Genomic DNA, 1,448 nt, shown 5'->3' on the forward strand with positions numbered 1-1,448 from the left:
TGAACTGCCTCCCATTTCTTGGACACGAGAAATGGGAGGCTTTTTATGCGTGTCGACTTGAGGGTGAAGCACGACATCGAGGCCAGGAAGGCGGCGATCGGGCTCTTCGAGCGAGGCCACGGTTACAAATCGGCGGCGAAGGCGCTGTCGGTCCCGCTCGGCACCGTGAGACAATGGCTCTACGTATACCGGTCGTTCGGAAGCGAGGTGCTGCTGCGCATGGACGGAAAGCAGGGCAGGTACACATACGAGCAGAAGGTCGCCGCCGCCTCCGCCGTCGTCGACGGCGGCATGACGAAGGCCGAGGCGATGGCGGCGTTCGGCATAATGTCGATGTCGCCGCTCAAGAAGTGGTGCGCGCTATACAGCCGGGGCGGCGCGGAGGCCCTGCGCCCGAGGCCCAAGGGCCGGCCGAGCGGTTCCAGGGCGAGGCCGCGCACCCGCGAGCAGGAGCTCGAGGAGCGCTGCCGAAGGCTCGAGGCCGAGGTGGCCTACCTAAAAAAATTGCGTGCCCTGGTCGAGAGGGACGGGCTCTGACCAGGGCGAAGGCCGAAGCGGTCGCGGCCCTGCGCGCCGAGGGGCACGCGCTCGGGCACCTGCTCGCATGCGCCGAGCTCAAGCGGTCGACCTACTACTACGCCCTCGCGCACCCGCCGAGGCCCACGCGCGCCGAGCTCTGGGAGGCGGCCGCCGAGATCTTCTCGCGCACCGCCAACGGCTGCGGGCACCGGCAGATAGCGATGTGCCTCAGGGCGGAAGAGGGGGCCGTGATAGCCAACAAGACCGTGCTCAAGATGATGCGCGAGATGGGGATTCGCTGCGGCATCAGACGCGAGACGGCCTACCACAGGTACAACTCGTACAAGGGCGTCGTCGGCAGAACGTTCGAGAACGTGATCGCGAGGGATTTCGACGCCGGGGCCCCGTGGCAGAAGCTGGGGACGGACGTCACCGAGTTCAAGGTGGCTGGCGGTAAGGCCTACTGGGCCCCGACGCTGGACTTCTGCACCAAGGAGATCGTGGCGAGCGACATATCGACCACGCCCGACATGGCCCAGCAGGCGAGGATGCTCGACGAGCTGCTGTCCAAGATCCCCGAGGGCGCCGCCCCGACCATGCACTCGGACCGGGGCTGGCAGTACCAGCACGCCTCATACACATCCAGGCTCGAGGCCGCCGGTATCGTCCAGAGCATGTCCAGGAAGGCGAACTGCATCGACAATGCCGCCACCGAGCAGCTCTTCGGCCACGTCAAGGACGAGTTCTACAGGGGCCGCGAGTGGAAGACGTTCGAGGATTTCAAACGCGACCTGGAGGAATACATAGTCCACTGGAACACGAGCCGGAGGCAGGTAAGATTGAAGGGCCTGACCCCGGAGGAGTACCGGAATCAGGCCCTTGCGGCCTAGTCGCTATTTAGGGCGTCCAAGATTTGGGGCGCGGTTCAC

Annotated in this window: 2 protein-coding genes; both read left to right on the forward strand. The window is 65.4% G+C overall.

Annotated elements, in window-relative coordinates:
- Positions 1-45: 45 nt before the first annotated feature.
- A complete protein-coding gene (locus tag FGQ61_RS09730; protein ID WP_138375371.1) occupies positions 46-537 on the forward strand; it encodes a helix-turn-helix domain-containing protein in 492 nt (163 codons plus the stop codon).
- Positions 538-566: 29 nt separating this feature from the next.
- Positions 567-1,409, forward strand: coding sequence for an IS3 family transposase (locus tag FGQ61_RS09545; RefSeq protein WP_229025993.1), 843 nt, complete (start codon positions 567-569; stop codon positions 1,407-1,409).
- The last annotated feature ends 39 nt before the right edge of the window (positions 1,410-1,448 follow it).

This window comes from Collinsella aerofaciens (genome assembly GCF_005844325.1).
Taxonomy (GTDB): domain Bacteria; phylum Actinomycetota; class Coriobacteriia; order Coriobacteriales; family Coriobacteriaceae; genus Collinsella; species Collinsella aerofaciens_G.